The 793-nt window shown below is 48.5% G+C and carries 1 protein-coding gene; it reads left to right on the forward strand.

Annotation, left to right across the window (positions count from 1 at the left end; genetic code table 11):
* Nucleotides 1-45 precede the first annotated feature (45 nt).
* On the forward strand, nucleotides 46-793 hold a 748-nt coding region (locus BSF44_RS29225; RefSeq protein ID WP_095946432.1), incomplete at its 3' end, for a DUF6708 domain-containing protein.

A 793-nucleotide genomic window follows, 5' to 3' on the forward strand; every position in this document is an offset into this window, starting at 1 on the left:
GCAAGAACTGATAAATTTCCACAAAGCTATCGAGGCAACCCTCTAATGTATTTTTTTGAATGGCTCATGTATGACGGACGTGCGACGACTGATTACGAAGCATTGGCGAAAGAAGCTGACCAACAAACAGCGAACGAAGAAAAGCTGCCTCCAATCCGCGTATCACAGGCCGTTTCGAAAGCAATTACAGATAACCAGTCCCTTTACGACTACAACTCCACCTACATTGATGTGCGTACACCGAATGATGAAAAACGCGGATTAATTACGTTAATAGCGGGCACTTGTGGAGCACTTTTGGTTTGGATGGTTGTAATGGTTATTTTTTCAATTACAGTACATTACTGGAATGAATACAAAGGCACCACGGATCCACTGGAGATTACTGACTATATTGCAATGAACACCATTCCATTAATCCCCATAGTTTCTTTGTATCTATATATAAAATATGTCTTCCGCTACCTGCGACTTGAAATTTTCACCGCCCGACGCCTGATCGTCCGCTTCAACCGCGTCACCCGCAAGATCTACCTGCTTCGCCCCAAACACCTGGGAGGCATCGTCGCACTGGACTGGGACACCGCCGAAGTCTGCATCAACCCGAAGATGTCCGAACTGGACGGCACGGGAGGCTTCGTCATGCTGGGATGGGACAAAGAAACTCACTCCGTCCGTGACGCCGACGGCCATCTCAAGGACGACTTCGAAATCACCTTCGTGGGCAAGCCAACCCGTAACGCCTCCGAACTCTTGGCGTTCTGGGAATACATCCGGCGCTACATGGAAGAGG

Source organism: Pseudomonas sp. ACN8, from assembly GCF_002303925.1.
Classification (GTDB): Bacteria; Pseudomonadota; Gammaproteobacteria; order Pseudomonadales; family Pseudomonadaceae; genus Aquipseudomonas.